Source organism: Pseudonocardia parietis (assembly GCF_017876315.1).
GTDB lineage: Bacteria > Actinomycetota > Actinomycetes > Mycobacteriales > Pseudonocardiaceae > Pseudonocardia > Pseudonocardia parietis.
On sequence record NZ_JAGINU010000001.1, the window covers coordinates 3,671,405 to 3,687,667 of the forward strand.

At 73.7% G+C, this 16,263-nt stretch carries 17 protein-coding genes; 13 read left to right on the forward strand and 4 right to left on the reverse strand.

Annotated features, from left to right (window positions below; all coding sequences use genetic code 11):
- The first annotated feature begins 9 nt into the window (after positions 1-9).
- Genes JOF36_RS17450 through JOF36_RS40925 form a run of 7 tightly spaced genes read left to right on the forward strand, consistent with a single transcriptional unit; the run spans position 10 to position 7,863 of the window.
- Positions 10-795 (forward strand): phosphosulfolactate synthase, encoded by a 786-nt coding sequence (locus JOF36_RS17450; RefSeq protein ID WP_210028008.1) that lies wholly within the window; start codon positions 10-12, stop codon positions 793-795.
- Positions 792-1,724: a DUF7714 family protein gene (locus JOF36_RS17455; RefSeq protein ID WP_210028010.1), complete on the forward strand. Its 933-nt coding sequence runs from the start codon at positions 792-794 to the stop codon at positions 1,722-1,724. The genes JOF36_RS17450 and JOF36_RS17455 overlap by 4 nt, the downstream gene beginning before the upstream one ends.
- Positions 1,709-3,088 (forward strand): class-II fumarase/aspartase family protein, encoded by a 1,380-nt coding sequence (locus JOF36_RS17460; protein ID WP_210028011.1) that lies wholly within the window; start codon positions 1,709-1,711, stop codon positions 3,086-3,088. The genes JOF36_RS17455 and JOF36_RS17460 overlap by 16 nt, the downstream gene beginning before the upstream one ends.
- Positions 3,085-4,083, forward strand: coding sequence for a 1-aminocyclopropane-1-carboxylate deaminase/D-cysteine desulfhydrase (locus tag JOF36_RS17465; RefSeq protein WP_210028012.1), 999 nt, complete (start codon positions 3,085-3,087; stop codon positions 4,081-4,083). The genes JOF36_RS17460 and JOF36_RS17465 overlap by 4 nt, the downstream gene beginning before the upstream one ends.
- Positions 4,080-5,621 (forward strand): argininosuccinate lyase, encoded by a 1,542-nt coding sequence (locus JOF36_RS17470; RefSeq protein WP_210028013.1) that lies wholly within the window; start codon positions 4,080-4,082, stop codon positions 5,619-5,621. Before JOF36_RS17465 ends, JOF36_RS17470 begins: the two co-directional genes overlap by 4 nt.
- A complete protein-coding gene (locus JOF36_RS17475; RefSeq protein WP_210028014.1) occupies positions 5,618-7,054 on the forward strand; it encodes a YlbE family protein in 1,437 nt (478 codons plus the stop codon). The genes JOF36_RS17470 and JOF36_RS17475 overlap by 4 nt, the downstream gene beginning before the upstream one ends.
- Positions 7,051-7,863, forward strand: coding sequence for an oxamate carbamoyltransferase subunit AllH family protein (locus tag JOF36_RS40925; RefSeq protein WP_210028015.1), 813 nt, complete (start codon positions 7,051-7,053; stop codon positions 7,861-7,863). The genes JOF36_RS17475 and JOF36_RS40925 overlap by 4 nt, the downstream gene beginning before the upstream one ends.
- Here the strand turns inward: JOF36_RS40925 and JOF36_RS17485 are convergent.
- Positions 7,800-8,432 (reverse strand): helix-turn-helix domain-containing protein, encoded by a 633-nt coding sequence (locus JOF36_RS17485; RefSeq protein WP_210028016.1) that lies wholly within the window; start codon positions 8,430-8,432, stop codon positions 7,800-7,802. The two genes, JOF36_RS40925 and JOF36_RS17485, sit on opposite strands and share 64 nt — an antisense overlap.
- Positions 8,433-8,563: 131 nt before the next feature.
- Between JOF36_RS17485 and JOF36_RS40930 the strand changes: the two genes are divergently transcribed.
- The 6 genes from JOF36_RS40930 to JOF36_RS17515 all read left to right on the forward strand — a co-directional run bounded on the left by JOF36_RS40930 (position 8,564) and on the right by JOF36_RS17515 (position 12,441).
- A complete protein-coding gene (locus JOF36_RS40930) occupies positions 8,564-9,910 on the forward strand; it encodes an FAD-dependent oxidoreductase (RefSeq protein WP_210028018.1) in 1,347 nt (448 codons plus the stop codon).
- A gap of 2 nt (positions 9,911-9,912) precedes the next feature.
- Positions 9,913-10,173: a hypothetical protein gene (locus tag JOF36_RS17495; RefSeq protein WP_210028020.1), complete on the forward strand. Its 261-nt coding sequence runs from the start codon at positions 9,913-9,915 to the stop codon at positions 10,171-10,173.
- Between the two features lie 53 nt (positions 10,174-10,226).
- Positions 10,227-10,712: an MSMEG_0572/Sll0783 family nitrogen starvation response protein gene (locus JOF36_RS17500; RefSeq protein WP_210028021.1), complete on the forward strand. Its 486-nt coding sequence runs from the start codon at positions 10,227-10,229 to the stop codon at positions 10,710-10,712.
- An 87-nt stretch (positions 10,713-10,799) separates the two neighbouring features.
- Entirely contained in the window at positions 10,800-11,468 is a 669-nt protein-coding gene (nthB, locus tag JOF36_RS17505) for a nitrile hydratase subunit beta (RefSeq protein ID WP_210028022.1), read from the forward strand.
- Positions 11,465-12,055, forward strand: coding sequence for a nitrile hydratase subunit alpha (gene nthA / locus JOF36_RS17510; protein ID WP_210028023.1), 591 nt, complete (start codon positions 11,465-11,467; stop codon positions 12,053-12,055). Before nthB ends, nthA begins: the two co-directional genes overlap by 4 nt.
- Positions 12,052-12,441, forward strand: a complete 390-nt coding sequence (locus JOF36_RS17515) for a nitrile hydratase accessory protein (protein WP_210028024.1) — start codon at positions 12,052-12,054, stop codon at positions 12,439-12,441. The genes nthA and JOF36_RS17515 overlap by 4 nt, the downstream gene beginning before the upstream one ends.
- Positions 12,442-12,521: 80 nt before the next feature.
- Here the strand turns inward: JOF36_RS17515 and JOF36_RS17520 are convergent, their stop codons facing one another.
- Genes JOF36_RS17520 through JOF36_RS17530 form a run of 3 tightly spaced genes read right to left on the reverse strand, consistent with a single transcriptional unit; the run spans position 12,522 to position 16,203 of the window.
- Entirely contained in the window at positions 12,522-13,691 is a 1,170-nt protein-coding gene (locus JOF36_RS17520; RefSeq protein WP_210028025.1) for an MSMEG_0565 family glycosyltransferase, read from the reverse strand.
- Positions 13,688-15,244 (reverse strand): AllF/FdrA family protein, encoded by a 1,557-nt coding sequence (locus tag JOF36_RS17525; RefSeq protein ID WP_210028026.1) that lies wholly within the window; start codon positions 15,242-15,244, stop codon positions 13,688-13,690. Before JOF36_RS17525 ends, JOF36_RS17520 begins: the two co-directional genes overlap by 4 nt.
- Positions 15,241-16,203 (reverse strand): carbamate kinase, encoded by a 963-nt coding sequence (locus JOF36_RS17530; RefSeq protein WP_210028027.1) that lies wholly within the window; start codon positions 16,201-16,203, stop codon positions 15,241-15,243. Before JOF36_RS17530 ends, JOF36_RS17525 begins: the two co-directional genes overlap by 4 nt.
- Between the last annotated feature and the right edge of the window lie 60 nt (positions 16,204-16,263).

The following is a 16,263-nucleotide window of genomic DNA, read 5'->3' on the forward strand; positions in this document are numbered from 1 at the left end:
TGAACTAGGATGGGATCTGTGATCGTTCCCGATTTCCTCTCCGTCCCCGAGCGTCCGGCGAGGCCGCGGCAGTACGGGATCACGCACGTGATCGACACCGGTGTCACTCCGGCCGGGGCCGGCGACGTGCTGCAGGCGGCGGGCGACTCGGTCGACATCTGGAAGACCGGGTGGGGGACGGCCTACATCGACCGCGGGCTGGAGCAGAAGCTCGCCCTCCTGCGCGACGCCGGTGTCGCGAGCTGCCTCGGCGGGACGATGCTCGAGATCGCGTGGTGCCAGGGTGTCGCGGAAGCCTGTCTGGACTGGGCCGCGGCGGTCGGGTTCACCCACGTCGAGGTCTCCCGGGGCACGGTGCCCATGAGCCAGGACGACAAGCGGGCGCTGATCCGCCGGGCGGCCGGCCGGTTCGTCGTGCTCGCGGAGGTCGGCACCAAGGACCCGGCCGACACCCCGGTGCCCGCGGCGTGGCGTGCGGAAGCGCTCGGCGACCTCGGCGCGGGGGCGGCACTCGTCGTCGCGGAGGGCAGGCAGAGCGGGACGGTGGGCATCTACGACGACGCCGGATCCCCCCGCGCGGGCGTCGTCGAGGAGCTCGTCGACGCCGTGGGGACCGACCGCATCGTCTTCGAGGCACCGCGGGCAGCTCAGCAGGCCTGGTTCATCCGGCGTTTCGGACCGCACGTGAACCTCGGCAACGTCGGGCTGGGCGAGGTGCTCTCGGTGGAGACGCTGCGACTCGGCCTCCGGGCCGACACCGCCGACCTCCACACGGTCGTCGGGCCGGTTACGTGAGCACGGGCCGGGCGCACACCGGCGGCACCAACACAGTCCCCGGCCGGTACCGCGGTGTCGCCGTCGCGAGCGTGGAGGTGGCGCTGGACCTCGACTCCCTGCGGTCGCACCTGCTCGGCCGGGAGGCCTACTGGAAGACGCGGTTCGTCGTGGCGCACCGGGGCCCGACGGGCCTCGGGCCGGGGCCGGTCGCGATCGTCGCGGTGACCCGTGACGACCCGGACGCACTGTTCGCCCCGATCACCGGGGTGCGCGGGCTGGCGGGCCCGGACGAGTGCGTTCTGCTGGAACGGCCCGACTGTGACACCGCGATCCCGTCCGCACTCGCCGCCGCCGCGGTCGAGGGAGCCCCCGGCTGCCGCGCCGTCGTCGTGCTCGGCCGGTACGGCCATGTCAACTTCGTGCTCGACCCGCAGCCGCTGCCGGTCACCGTGCGCGAGGTCGTGCCTCCGCATCCGGCGAAGCTGCTCGACCAGGCGGCCCGCGTACTGGCGGTCACGGAGACGGTCCGTCCGTTGCGACTGTGCCCGGAGGTCGTCGAGCTCCGGGAGCTGGCCGTGTCCCGCCCGGCCGAGCACTACCTGCTGCCCTGCCGCGGCGGCGGCGCCGAGATCCCGGGCGCGCAGCTCTCCTACCTGGATGAACGTCCGCCGCGCGCCGACTGGACGCTGGTCGGTTGTGCGCGCTCCCGGCAGATCCACCACTGGTTCTACGGCGACGACGCCCCCACCGTCGACATCTGCCCGCTCGCCGAACCACCGACCGGGCCGTTGCTCACGAAGTGCTGCCTGCAGCAGGAGGAGATCCGCAGCGGCACCGTCGACGGGCATCCGTGGGTGTCCGTGCCGTGGGGAGCCTCCCTGGACGCCGTCCGGGAAGCGCTCGAGTCGTTCAACGCCGCAGGGGAGCAACCGTGGTCACCCGCCTGACCGACTCGCCGGTCTACGCCCACCTCTGGGCGACCCCGGAGCTGGAGGAGCTGCTCGGTGAGCAGGCCCGCTGGCAGCGCTGGCTCGACGTCCTCGTGGTGCTGGCCCGGGTCCAGGCCCGCGCCGGTGTGGTCCCGGAGGCGTCCGCCCGGGTGATCGCCGAGGCGGCGCGGGTGGAGCGCATCGACTGGGAGCTCGTCGCCGAGCAGACCCGCCGGACCTCGCATTCCACGCTCGGGCTCATCCGTGGTCTGCGCGCCGTGCTGCCGGCCGAGGTCCGCGAGCACGTCTACGTCGGCGCCACCGTGCAGGACCTCACCGACACCTGGTTCGGGCTGCTGATGCGCGACGTCGGCGACCTGGTCCGGCGCGACCTGCGGGCCGTCGAGGCCGCCGTGCTCCGGCTGGCCCGGACCCACCGTGACACCCCGATGGCCGGGCGCACCCACGGCCAGCCCGGGGCGCCGGTCACCTTCGGGCTCAAGGCGGCATCATGGGCCGACGAGCTGCGACGGCACCTCGACCGGGTACGGGAGGGTCGGTCCCGCTGGGCGGTCGGCCAGCTCGGCGGCGCCGTCGGAGCGCTGGCCTTCCACGATGCGTCCGGGGTGGACCCGGTCGCGCTGCGCCGCGACTTCTGCGCCGAGCTGGGGCTGGCCGATCCCGGCATCTCCTGGCTGACCAGCCGGGACCGGATCGCCGAGTTCGGCTGGGTGCTGGCGGCCGTGTGCGGAACCCTCGCCCGGATCGGTGGTGAGGTCGTGGAACTGCAGCGACCGGAGATCGGCGAGCTCACCGAGCCGGCCCGGCCGGAGGCCGTCGGCAGCATCACCATGCCGCACAAGCGCAACCCCGAGGTCGGCGAGCATCTGGACACGCTCGCCCGGCTCGGCCGGTCCTCGGCGGGGGTCCTGCTCGAGGGGATGGTCGCCCTGCACGAGCGGGACGGGCGCGGCTGGAAGGCCGAGTGGGTCGCCCTGCCCGAGGTCTGCCTGCTCACCGGAACGTCGCTGCAGCTCGCCGGCGAGCTGGTGGCGGGCCTGGAGGTGCATCCGGAGGCGATGCGCGCCAACCTGGACCGCTTCGGTGACCGGCTCGCTTCCGAGCGCGTACTGGGCGCGCTGAGCGTCCGGATCGGCAAGCACGCGGCCCAGGAGCTGTTGCACGAGCTGCTCGCACCCACCTCGTCGGCGGCCGGTGCCACCGGTGACCTGGCGCAGCGGCTGGAGGAACGCGGGATCGCCACGGCCGCCGAGGTGCGCGAGTGGGCCGCCCGATCGCCGGTGCGGTCGGCGACCGCCATGGTCGACGAGGTCCTGGATCGCGCGGCGTCCGCCCGCGCGGCCGAGGAGGCGGCGCCGTGAGCGACCGCGTCCGGCTCGCGGTGCTGCCGACGCCGGTGCTGTCCGCCGAGCGGCTGCACGCCGTGCTGGGCGGTGACCCGATCTGGGTCAAACGGGACGACCTGACCGGATTCGGTGTGGCGGGCAACAAGGCCCGGCCACTCGAGTTCCTGCTCGGCGACGCGGTGCGGCGTTCCCGGGACCTGCTCGTCACCGGAGGTGGGCCGGACTCGAACTTCGTGGCGGCCGCGGCGCTGGCCGCCCGGGTCACCGGGCTCGGCTGCGACGTGGTGACGACCGTCGCCGACGGCACCCCGGACGGCGCGAACCTGCAGCTCGCACGGGCCGCGGGGGCACGGCTGCACCGGGTGGCCGAGCGCCGCGAGCAGATCGACAGCGTGGTGGCGGAGCTGGCCGCGGACCGGACCGCGCAGGGATACCGACCGGTGGCCGTCCCCCGTGGCGGGTCCACCCCGATCGGTGCGGTCGGGTTCGCCCGGGCGGCGCACGAGCTCGCCGACCAGGTCGCGGGCGGTCTGCTCCCGGAGCCCGCCGTGATCGCGATCGCCGTCGGGTCGGGTGGGAGCGCGGCGGGGCTGCTGGCCGGGCTGGCCGCCACCGGGTTGCGCAGCAGGCTGCTCGGACTCTCGGTCAGCCGGCCGCCCGCGGAGGCGGACGCGGTCGTCCGGCGGCTCGCCACGGGATGTGCCGCCGTGCTCGGGGCGCCTGCGCCCGACCCGGACCGGTGGGAGATCCGCGACGCCCGCGGGCCCGGGTTCGGCGTCGCCGGTCCCACCGACCGGGCCGCCGCGGTCCTGGCCCTGCGCACCGAAGGCCTGCTGCTCGACGACACCTACGGCGCGAAGGCGTTCGCCGGGACCGTGCGCCGAGCACGGACCGGCGGTACCGGTCCCGTCCTGTACTGGCACACCGGCGGGCTCCCGTCCGCGGTCGCTCACCTCGGTGACACCGCGGACGCGGCCGATCCGCCAGATCTCGGAGGAGACCTGCCGTGACCGAACTGCTCCCCGGCGGAGGACCCGCCCCGCGTGGTGGCGCCGCCCCCGAACTCGTCGAGTCCGGGTTCCACCTGGAGAACGCGGACGCCCCGTTCCTGCACCACGGCCTCAACCTGGCCGACATCGCGCACGTGCTCGACCTGCGCCGCCGGGGCCTGGTCCCGGCCGGGATGGACCGGACGTTGCTCGACCTGCTCCTGGACACCGTGTCCGTACCCGCCGAGGAGTTCCCCTACGACCCCGCGTACGGCGAGCCGTACAACTCGCGGGAGGCCTACTTCGTCGCCCGGGTCGGTGACGTCGCCGGCTGGTTGCACGCCGGCCGGCCCCGGCGGGAGGCGGTCCGGATCGCGTTGCGGATCCATGTCCGGCGCCAGATCGCCGAACTGGCCGCCGAGGCGACGCGGTTCACCACCGTGACGGCCGCACGGTCGACCGAACACCTGCGGACCGTGATGCCCGACCAGACCTACCTCCAGCAGGCCCAGCCCTCGACGTTCGGGCACTACCTGCTCTCGTTCGCCTACCCGGCACTGCGCGACGCCCGGCGGCTGCTCGTCGAGCTCGACGAGGTCGACTGCAGCCCGGGTGGTGCCGGCTGCGTCAACGGCACCCGGCTGCTCGACGACCGTGCCGTGGTCGCCGACCTGCTGGGCTTCTCCGGGGTCATCGAGCACACCCGGGACGCGATGTGGCAGGTCGACGGGTTCGTGCACGTCCTGGCGACGGCGGCGAGCCTGGTGTCGACGCTGAGCAAGCTCGCCGAGGATCTCGAGATCTGGGCGTCGGCCGAGTTCGACTTCGTCGATCTGGCCGACGGTTTCACCCGGGCGAGCGTGCTCATGCCGCAGAAGCGCAACCCCTACTCGCTGGCCATCATCCGCGGGGCCTGCGGGGTCCTGATCGGACGGATCAGCGGGTTCCTCGCGGTGGCCAAGAGCCCGTCCGCGCGCAGTGACAACCTGATCTACGCCTACGGCGAGGTGCCGCGGGCGCTCGACCTCGCGTTGCGGATCACCCGGCTGGCCACCGGCGTCGTCAGCACCCTGCGGGTGAACGCGGACCGGATGGCGCAGGAGGTCCACCGGGGGTACAGCCAGGCGACCGACCTGGCGGAGCACCTCGTGCAGACCTGCGACATCGACTACCGCTCCGCCTACCTCGTCGTCGGGCGGGCGGTGCGCGCCGCCGCCCGCGACGGCGTCCCCGGGGTCGCGATCACCGGTGAGCGTGTCGACGAGGCGGCCCGTGAGCACCTGGGACGCTCGCTCGGGCTCACCGGGACCGACCTGTCCGACGTCCTCGATCCGTGGCGGATCGTGCTGTCCCGCTCGTCCGTGGGCGGGGCCGCCCCGGACGAGGTGAGCCGGATGGCCACCGATGTGCGGGAGCGGGCGGCCGAGTCGGGCGCGATCGCCGATCGCCGGCTCGACGACTTCGCCCGCAGCGAACGGACCCTGCTGGCGACCGCCCGGGCCGTCGTCGACGAGGCGGCGGGCGATGACGCCCCCGCCCTCCGGAAGGAGCCCTCATGACCGGCACGAACTCGAACGTCGTCCGCCTCCCCGAGCGGATCGAGGTGCTCAACATCGGCCTGCCGATGTTCGCCGACGCCGTGCGTGCGCAGGACGGACAGGCGCTCCACATCGACTGGCGCCCACCGGCCGACGGCGACCGGGACCTGGTCCGCGCGCTGGAGGCGCTCTACGCCGACCCGGCGGTCGACCGCGCCAACGCCGAGGTGGTCCGCCGGCTCGACGTCGGCGTCCCGTCGCTGGTGACCGTCGCACCGGCGGCCGAGGTGGTGCCCGGGCTGCCGGACCGGACGCTGCTGCACTGCGGGCCGGCCATCGGCTGGGACCGGGTGTGCGACCCGCTGCGCAGGTCGATGCGGGCCGCGACCGTCGCCGAGGGCTGGGCGACCGACGTCGCCGGGGCCGACCGGCTGCTCGCCCGCGGCGACGTCGCACTACAGCCCGCCAACGAGTACGACAGCGTGGTGCCGATGGCCACCGCGATCGGTCCCTCGACACCGATGCTGGTGGTGGACAACCCCGGTGACGGCGACGGGACGCCGCACCGCGCGTTCGCACCGCTGAACCAGGGGCCGGGGGAGACGGCGTGGTTCGGCCGGGACACCGACGCGGCCGTCGAGCGGCTCCGGCTGCTGCGTGACACCTGCGGCCCTGCCGTGGCGTCGATCCTCGAGGAGGCCGGCCCGCTGGACGTGCTCGCGCTCGCCGCCCAGGGCGTCGCGATGGGCGACGACCTGCACATGCGCACCCAGGCCGCGACCAACCTGCTGACCCGCACCTGGCTGCCGCACATCGCAGGCCTGCCGGACGGCCGGCGCGAGCCGTTCGCCCGCTACCTGGGCGGCAACCACCTCTTCTACCTGACGCTCGCGATGGCGGCCGCCAAGGCCCTCACCCTGTGGGCCGCCCAGGTCCCCGGCTCGACGATCGTGACGTCGATGGCCCGCAACGGGACCACCTTCGGGATCCGGACCTCCGGCTCGGAGACCTGGTACGTCACCGACGCTCCGCCGGTCGGGGACGCGCTGTACTACGCGGGCTACGGGCCCGACGACGCCGCGCCCGACATCGGTGACAGTGCCGTGCTGGAGCTGGTCGGGCTGGGCGGCCCGGCGGCCGGCAACTCGCCGTCGGTGGCGGCGTTCCTGGGTGGGTCGATGGCCGACGCGGCCGCGGCCACCGAGGGGTTCCGCCGGATCTGCGCCGGCACCAGCAGCCGATTCACGCTGCCCGCGATGGGATTCTCGGGCTCACCGATCGGGGTGGACCTGCGGTTGGTGGTGGAGACCGGCATCACCCCGAAGGTGACGACCGGGATCCTGCACGCCCACTCGGGGGAGGGCCAGGTCGGTGCGGGGGTGGCGACGGCACCGCAGGCCTGCTTCACCGAGGCGCTGCGCGCCGTCGCAGCCGGCCGTTCCGGGAGGCGGTGAGCACGGACTGCGACCGCGGGGCGGCATTCGCCGAGCTGACCGGGGCCGCCCGGCGGACCGGCGCGCTGCGGGGGCGGGTCGTGTCGGTCCATCGCCGGGCGGTCTACCTGCGGTTCGACGACGTGCTGGTCGCGCTGGCAGGGCCCGGGGTCGAGGCCGGCCCGCTGCACCTGCGTGGCCCGGCGCTCCCGCCCGCCGGTACCGGTGAGGCGGTCCGCTTCGACGGCTCCCGGGTCGCGGCCCGGCGCTGGGCGGTGCGCTGCGACGTCCCCGAGCGGATCGGAGCCCTGCCCGGCCCGGCGGAGCTGGCTCGTGCCCGCCGGGCCGACCCGGCGGCCGGACTCCGGTTTCCGGACGAGCCCGATGTCGCTGTCGACGCGGTGGTGGCGGCGGTCCGGAACGGGGACGTCCCCGGTGCGGCGGCGCTGCTGGGGGGACGCGGGCCGGGTCTGACCCCGGCCGGCGACGACGTGCTCGCGGGCCTGCTGCTGGTCGCCCGGGCGATGTGGGGCCCGGCGGCCGAGCCGTGGCTGGCCGGCACGGTGGACCGGGTGCGCACCACCGAGCACGCACGGGCGTTCCTGTACTGGGCCGCCCGCGGCCAGGGGCTCGCACCCGTCCACGACTGGCTCGCCGCCGTGGTCTCCGGCTCCCGCGACGACCGGCATCGGCTGGAGCGCCGCATCGCCCGGATCGGGGCCAGCTCGGGCCGGAGCATGGTCGCCGGCCTGCGGCTCGGGCTCGGTCAGCTGCCGGAGTCGCCGGTGGAGACCCAGGTCAGCACCGCGACCGCCGGGCCGGGATTGTGACAGTGGACCCGGTGACCGCCCGGGACGTGCAGTGAGTCGTCGTGGTCGAGTGCGTACCACTCGCCGGCGATCGTCACCTCGACGGTCCCGGCCAGCACCAGGAGCAGGTCCTCGGCGAGCCGGGCGCGTACCTCGAGCGCCGCGCCCGGTGCGATCTCGACGACCGCTCCCTGCAGCGCGAACCGGTCGGGTGGACCGGTGAGCCCGGCCCGCGTCGTCCCGGGTAGCGACGGCAGGGGCGGCCGGTCCGCACCACGTACCAGGTGGGCCACGGGTACCGGATCGCCGTCGCCGTCGACGAAGTACCCGATCGGGCGGTCGAGCGCCGCGGCCAGCTTCAGCAGCGTCGTGACCGTCGGGATCATGTCGCCCTTCTCCAGCTTGTGGATCGCGGCGGACGACACGTCGGCGCGGCGCGCCAGCTGCTGCAGGGACAGGCCGCCCTGCTGGCGGAGCCGATAGAGCTTCGGGCCGATCGAGCGCACGATCGCCTCGCGGTCGGCCTCGCCGGTGCCGGGATCGTTCGCCGTGGCCGGGTGGTCGTCGGCATCGGTTGCGGATCCGCTCATCGAGTCTCCTTGACAGGGCAGTATCGATTAGTATCGTAAACGAACATCAACCATGGTGAACAGCTCGCCGACGGGCGAGCGGATCCGGCGTTCACGACCGGTCCATCGTAGTCAGCGACGAAGGGGGCCTCGTGCCGCACAAGACCGTGATCGTGGGAGGCGGTGCCGGTGGCCTGGGTGCCGCCGGTGGGGTGAAGGCGGCTCGGCCCGACGCCGAGGTGGTCGTCTACACCGAGTACGAGGACGTCGCCTACAGCCCGTGCGGGATCCCCTACGTCCACGGCGGGGAGATCCCGGACTTCGAGCGATTGTTCCTGGCCACCAAGGACGCCTACGTCGAGGCGGGGATCGACGTCCACTACGAGACACGGGTCAGTGCGATCGACACCCGGGCCAAGACCGTGACCGTCGACGGCGCGGAGCCGGTCGGCTACGACACGCTCGTGCTCGCGACCGGTTTCGACTACGCCGATCCGGGTGTCCCCGGGGGTGACCTGGAGGGCCTCTACTACGTCAAGAACATCCGCGCCGCGATGGAGTGGGACAAGTTCCTCGACACGGTGAAGCGGGCGGTGGTGATCGAGGCGAGCCCGCTGGGCGTCGAGATGACGACCTCGCTGGCCCATCGCGGTATCGAGACACACCTCGTGGACCCCCACCCCTGGCCGCTGGCGGAGATGGCCGACCCCGACATCATGGCGCCGGTCGAGGAGTCCTGGCGCGAGCTCGGGGTGCACACGCACTTCAACACCACCCTCAAGGGGTTCATCGGCCAGGGCTCGGTGTCCGCTGTGGACACCTCCGACGGCGAGATCCCCTGCGACCTGGTGGTGGTCGCGACCCACAAGCAGCCCAACGCCCGGCTCGCCGCGGCGGCGGGCATCACGATCGGTACGACCGGCGGCATCGTCGTCGACGAGCGGATGGCGACGTCCGCGCCGGGGGTGTACGCGGTCGGCGACTGCACCGAGATCCCGCACGGGCTGACCGGGGTGCCGCTGCAGGGTCTGACCGGCAGCCACGCCTACGCCCAGGGCAAGACGGGCGGGACCAACGCCGGCGGCGGATCGAGGAACTACCGGGCCGTGTACGTCCCCTGGGGAACGCCTGCGGGCAAGTGGGTGATCGGGGGCGCGTCGTTCGGCGAGACCACGGCCACCGCGCTCGGGATCCCGTACGTGCTCGGGCAGGCCCAGGGCATCTCCCGGGCCCGCTACTACCCGGGGGTCAAGCCGGTGAAGGTGAAGCTGCTGGCCGAGCCCGGCTCGCTGCGGCTCATCGGCGCCCAGATGGTCGGGCAGGAGGGGATCAAGGAACGTGCCGACTTCCTCGCGACCGCGGTCCGCTTCGGACTCACCCTGCACGATCTCGCGACGATGGAGAACGTCTACTCCCCGGCGATCGGCGCGCTCAACGAACCGATCGTGATGGCCGCCAACAACGGTCTGGACGAGCTGCGCAAGGCCGGGAGGTCGTAGCCATGGGATTCACCAGGTGGCTCCGGGAGAACTCCGAGCACTACCTGATGGTGGGCGCGCACGAGCAGCTCGCCCGCCGCTACCCCGGGACCCGGCGACCGCGACCCCCGCACGGACCGGTCGAGCTGCTCTGGCTGCGGGTGTTCGCACCGGTCTACCGGACGCTCCCGTGGCCGCTGCGCCACCGCATCCTGCGGGCGATGCCGGGCAGCCACCGGCGCAGCTGGACGGAACCGCCACGACCGTCAGGTCCGGCGGTCTGACGACAACGGTGGGCGTCCGCCCACCGCGTAACACGACGCAAAGGAGTAGCCCCGTGGCTCAGATCGTTGGTGAGCGGGTCCAGAAGGGCGACGCGATCGTCGACTACGAGGACAAGGTCTTCGAGGACATCCAGGCCGAACCCGGCGAGAAGGCCTACATCTTCATGCACACCGTCCCGTTCGAGGGATCGGTGGGACTGGTCAACATGCTCACCGCGACCCGGATCCGCCGGAAGGGTTTCGACGCGAGCATCGTCATGTTCGGCCCGGCGTCGCTGATGGTCTCCGCGTCCCGCGGATATCCGAAGGTCGGCGACGAGGCGTTCCCGGGCGCGCTCGGCTACAACAAGCAGCTGCAGACCTTCATGGACGAGGGCGGCAAGATCTACGCCTGCCGGTTCTCCGCCGCGGCGCTGTACGGCATGCGCGAGGTGGACATGATGGAGGGCGTCAAGCCGATCAACCCGCTGGACGTTCTCGACGCCCAGCTCACCGCCCGGCGCGAGGGCGCGCTGGTCATGCAGACCTGGACGGTCTGACCGGCCCGATCCGGAGCCGGGCGGGCGCATCCGGCGCCCGCCCGGCTGCTGGTCGTGGCGCCGCAGCCAGGAGAGGAGCGAACTGCGGTGGACTCGATCGCCGACATGGGCGGTATGCAGGGTTTCGGGCCGGTTCCGGTCCCGGTGGCCGACGAGCCACCCTTCGCCGAGACGTGGGAGGGGCGCGCCTTCGCCCTGACCGTGCTGACGATGGGCCGGATCTCGGGGCAGAACCTGGACGCGTTCCGCCACGCGCTGGGTCGCCAGCATCCCCTGGACTACCTGAGCGACGGCTACTACGGCCGTTGGCTCAACGCCGCCGAGCTGATGCTCACCGACAGCCGGATCCTCGCTCCCGGTGCGGTCGACGCCCGAGTGCGGCGCAATCTGGGGGAGGACGTGACCGAACCGGCTCTCCCCGAACCCCGGCGCCCGGACTACGCCCCGACGGCGGCCGGCTCGTTGCGTGAGGTGGACGACCCGCCGCGGTTCGCCGTCGGCGACACCGTGGGCACGCGGGACATGCATCCGACGGGCCCGACGAAGCTTCCCCGGTACCTGCGGCGCCGGACCGGGACCGTCACCGCGATCCGGCCCGCGCACGTCCTTCCCGACACCCATGCGGTGTTCGAGGGGGAGAACGCCCAGCACGTCTACACCGTGAGTTTCCGTTCCCGGGATCTGTGGGGCCCGGACGCCGAGGACTTCACCCTGCACGCCGAACTCTTCGAGAGCTACCTGGAGCCCGACTCATGAGCGGTCCGACAGACCGGATCCCGCCGGCACTGCGCACCGAGGCGCTGGAGCAGCTGCTCGTCGAACGCGAGCTCGTCGACCCGGCGGTGATGGACAAGTTCATCGCCACCTACGAGCGCGACGTCGGCCCGCTGAACGGTGCGAAGGTCGTCGCGCGGGCGTGGACCGATCCCGGGTACCGCGAGCGGCTGCTCGCGGACGGTACGGCGGCGATCAAGGAGATGGGCTTCGGCGGGCCCCAGGGCGAGCACATCGTGGTCCTGGAGCAGGCCGCGGACGTCCACCACGTGGTGGTGTGCACCCTGTGCTCCTGCTACCCGTGGCCGGTGCTCGGGCTGCCGCCCAGCTGGTACAAGGATCCGGCGTACCGCTCGCGGGTGGTGCGGGAGCCACGTGCGGTGCTGTCGGAGATGGGCCTGGACGTGCCTTCCGACCGCCGGATCGAGGTCTGGGACTCGAGCGCGGAGGTGCGGTACCTGATCCTGCCCCGCCGCCCGGCCGGCACCGAGGACTGGGATGCCGAGCAGCTGACGGGCCTGGTCACCCGGGACGCGATGGTCGGGGTCGCCGAGGTGAGCGGCCCGTGACCGGCACGTGCGGGACGCCGACGCCGGTGCTCGACGTCGAGGGGGCCGCGGCCCCGCCCCGGGACAACGGTGAGCTGGTCTTCGCCGCGCCCTGGGAGAGCCGGGCCTTCGGCATGGCGGTCTCGCTCTCGGAGCAGGGCGTGTTCGCCTGGGACACGTTCCGGGACCGGCTGGTGGCGCGGATCGCGGACCGGGAGGCCGGAGCGGGACCGGATGCGCCGGACTTCCACTACTACACCTGCTGGCTCGCCGCGCTGGAGGACGTGCTGGTCGGGTCGGGCCTGATCGCGACGGACGACGTCGTCGCCCACTCGGCGGCCCTCGCCGCCCGGCCGCCCGGACACGACCACGACGACGGTGAGCACGGCCACGGCCACGGGCACTGAGCAGCGGACCGACCGCGAGACGACGGCGGGCTCCCCGGAACCGGATCCGGGGAGCCCGCCGTCGTCTGTCCGGGCCGGGGTCAGCGCCCCGCAGGCACCGACCGCACCTCCTCGTAGACCGCCGTGTGCGCCGCCGCGCTGCGGGGCCAGGTGAACGCCGGGAGCACCTCCCGGCCGCCGGCCCGGAGCCGGTCCCGCAGGGCGTGGTCCGTCGCCAGGTCGTGCATGGCGCCGGCGATGGCGACCGGGTCCCCGACCGCGGGCATCAGGGCGTTCCGCCCGTCCTGCAGGTACTCGTGGAACACCGGGAGGTCGGACGCGACGACCGGCAGGTCCGCCGCCATCGCCTCCAGGACCGCCAGCCCCCAGCCCTCCTTGACCGAGGGGAACAGCAGTGCGTCCGCGCTGCGGTACCACTCGGCGAGCGTGCGGTCGTCGAGCGTGCCGAGCAGCACGACGTCCCGTCCGAGCTCCAGGCCCATCCCGGGCAGGGCCGCCAGCGCCTCCTCGCGGTAGGCGGCGTAGTCCTGGAAGGAGTGGCCACCCACGATCGCCAGGACCGGGGGAGGAGTGGGGGAACCGGACCGGTGCAGCCGGGCGAGGGCCTCGAACGAGTAGCGGGTGCCCTTGCGCGGCTCGACCCCGCCGACCCCGAGGAACACGAACCGGTCGGCCCCGGCCCCGAGCGAGCGCCGGAGGCGGGCCCGCCGGTCCGGCTCGACCGGCGGGAACCGCGCCGGGTCGACACCGTTGGGCACGACGGTCGCGGTGACGCCGTAGTCGTCGCGCAGGATCCGTTCCCACTGCCGGCTCACCACGAGTACCCGGTCCGGTTCGGTGATCGCGGCCTTCTGGCACTCGATCAGCGCCGGGGTGGTGAAGTCGTCGACGTGGTGCACGGTCCGCACGACCGACACCGGCGCCCCGGCGTCGCGGACCCGGGCCGCCGCGCGGGCGGCGATGCAGTCCTGGGCGTGCAGGATGTCGAAACGACCGGCCAGGTCACCGAGCGCCACGCTCAACGCGTCGATGGAGGCGTGCACGCGGTCGGTGAGCGTGCCGGAGCGCTCCGGTGCCGGCAGGACCGTGTACGGCACGGTCGTCGGGCGGAACAGGCCGGCCGCCGGGTCGCCCTGGGTGACCAGGTGTACCCGGTGCCCGGCGGCGTGCAGCGCCTCGGCGAGCTGGAGCGTGTGCACCATGCCTCCGCGCGGCGACGTGGAGTGGGTGACCAGCGCCAGCCCGGTCACAGCGGACGCTCCACGATCTTCGGGTCACGGACGGCGATCGCCGCGGCGGCGAGCGCGGCGCGCGCCGCCGTCCACGTGACGATGCAGCCCGCCTCGGCGAACGCCGCACGCTGGCGCTCGAACCCCTGCGGGTCCTGGTCGGTACCGAGGACGTAGACCACGATCCGCGGACCGCCCCGGCCGATGATCTCCGCGCAGAGCGGGGCGAGCTCGGAGGCGGGATTGGGGTGCGAGCCGTGCCCGAGCACGACATCGAGCAGGACGACACCCACGTCGCGGTCCTCGCCGGTCGCCCGCAGGTGCTCGATCCGGGCCTCCGGATCGATCATCGGGTGCGGCCGGCCCTTCGTGAACTCCTCCTCGCCCAGGTCGAGGCAGACGTGGGCCCCGGCCGGGGCGGGAAGGCCGTAGCGCTCGTCCAGCGGCGTGTTGGAGTGAACCGGTCCCAGCTCCCGCTCGAGCAGCACGAGCGCCTCGTAGCAGAGGGTCCCGCCGGAGAACAGGCCGCGGACCAGCCGCCGCTGCTCGGGCAGGTCGCGCACGGCTGCCGTGACCTGGTCGCGCAGGCCGGCCGTGGTGTTCGGCGCGGGGTGGCCCATCCGGCGCAGCATGGCCAGCACGCCGCCCTCGAGGGTGGAGGACCGGGTCACCGTGGGGGGATCGTCGTCGTCGGATCCGTCGAGCCCGATCAGTGCCGCGACCAGCGGGGTGTCACCTGCTTCGGCCAGCACACCGCGGGCGACCTCGGGGTCCGGTGGCTTCGACACCAGGAGGATCGCGTCGGTCTCCGGATCGGCGGCCAGCGATCGGACGGCGAGCCGGCCCATCGGCCCGCCGACGGCCGCGGTGAGGTCCCGCCCGCCGAGCCCGATGACGTGCCGCACCCCGACCCCGGCCCGGTCCAGCAGACTCGCGGCCTCCTGCGCGCCGGTCCCCGCCGCCGCGACCACGGCGACCGAGCCGGTGCGGGTGGCGGGATCACCGACCACGTTGGCGAAGCCGAGGCAGGTCCGGTCCAGCATCGCGGTCCCGGCGCCGGGCCCCATCACGAGCAGGCCCTGCTCGACGGCCCGCTGCTTGAGCGCGACCTCGTCCTCGACGGAGACGTTGTCGCTGAACAGCAGGACGTGCAACCCGCCGGCGAGTGCCTTGGTCGTCTCCAGCGGGGCGTAGTCGCCCGGCACCGAGATCACGGCGACCGTGCTCCCGGGCTGCCGGTCGAGGGCTTCGGCGAGCGTGCGCGGATCGCTCTCCTCGCGCGTGCCGGGGCCGTCGCCCCGGGCGGAGAACATCGCCGCACGCCCGGCGTCCTCGGCGGCGGCCGCGACCTGCTCGTCGTCGGCCCGCACGGCCAGGACGAGGTCGCCGGCCCCGGCGCCGTCCCAGCCCGCCGGATCGAACCCGTTCTCGGTGAGGGTGGCGAGATTGGCCTCGGTGGCCATCGCGGCGGTCGCCCACTCGACGCCCTCGACCGCGCGCATGGCACGGGTCCCGGAGAGCTGGACGACCGAGTCCAGGTAGGTGTCGCGCAGCACCGTCACGACGGTGGTCATCCTCGGGCCCCCACGATCCGGGTGCCGACGGTGTCGTCGGCACGGTCCTCACCGCTGTCCAGCGACGGCCCGGCACGTTCCGCGGTGGTGATCACCGCGGTGGTCCCGCCCTCGCGCAGGAACCGGACCGCGGCGCGCACCTTCGGCCCCATCGAGCCCTCGGGGAACTGGCCGTCCTCGAGATGCTTGACCGCCTCGTCGACGGTCATCTCGGTGACCGGTCGCTGCTCCGGCCTGCCGAAGTCCAGGTGCACCTTCTCGGTGTCGGTGACCAGGACCAGCGCCTCGGCGTTGACCGAGCTGGCGACCCGCTGCGCGGTGAGGTCCTTGTCGATGACGGCGTCGATCCCCTCCAGGCCCGGGTCGCCGGCGATCACCGGGATACCGCCGCCACCCCCGGCGACCACGATCATGTGCTGGTCGATCAGGGCGCGGATCGCGTCGATCTCGACGATGCCGACCGGTCGCGGCGACGGTACGACCCGGCGGTGGCCGCGGTCGCCGTCACGGGCGACCACCCAGCCGCGCCTGCCGGCGAGCTCCTGGGCCTGTGCCTCGGTGAAGAACGGCCCGACCGGCTTGGTGGGCGTGCCGAACGCCGGGTCGTCCGGATCGACGAGCACGTGGGTCACGACGGAGACCACGCCGGCCAGCCGGCCCCGCCCCTCGGTCAGCAGCGCGAGGGTGAGCAGGCTCCCGAGCTGGCCCTGGGACATGGCGCTCGTGGAGTACAACGGCTGGGCCGGGACGATGCCCGCGGCCTCCTCCTGCTGGATCGCGAGGTTCCCCACCTGCGGCCCGTTCCCGTGTACCAGTACGACGTTCCATCCGGCGTCGCGGAGCGCGCAGACCGCACGGGCCATCCGCTGCGCGTTCGCCGCCTGCTCGGCGTGTGTGCCCGACTCCCCGCTCCGTGTGATGGCGTTCCCGCCGAGTGCCACGACTGCAGTCTTGGGCATCAGTGCCCACCCCACCTTCCCGCCGGCCCGATCGATTGACGTCTACGATCCGCCACGGTG